Origin of the sequence: Candidatus Cardinium sp. cBcalN2, assembly GCF_022810445.1 — a bacterium.
Taxonomy (GTDB): Bacteria; Bacteroidota; Bacteroidia; order Cytophagales; family Amoebophilaceae; genus Cardinium.
Window position 1 is genome coordinate 1 of the sequence record NZ_JAACGD010000160.1, and the last position, 397, is coordinate 397.

Below are 397 nucleotides of genomic sequence, written 5' to 3' on the forward strand. Positions count from 1 at the left end.
TAAGGACCATGATGTATTTAACTTAATATTATCTGCAGTTGGGAATAATCTAGACTTTTTGAATATCTTATTTTCAGAATTTGTCAATGGCAGTGCGTATGCTTCATTAAGCAATCACGATGAAACAGATAACAATAGTCTTTTGTATAAAACGGCCAACAAGGATCATAAAGAAGTAGCTAAAATCTTACTCTGTGAAGTATCCAAGTATTATACTCATAACTATCCTCAAAACGAGGATAGACAGTCTTTATTACACCTAGCAGTACAGAGGCGCTATTTGGAATCAGTTAAATGGTTCATAAGCCAGGGTGCCGATATAAATGCAAAAAATCGTTTTGGAGCTACTCCTTTGTATATGGCAGTTTCGGAAGGGCGTATGGAAATCATTCAATAT

General features: G+C 35.0%; 1 protein-coding gene. It reads left to right on the top strand.

All coding sequences use genetic code 11. The features are described from left to right. Positions 1–25: 25 nt before the first annotated feature. Positions 26–397 (top strand): ankyrin repeat domain-containing protein (locus tag MUW74_RS04075; protein ID WP_320411654.1); only part of this gene is annotated, 372 nt, incomplete at its 3' end.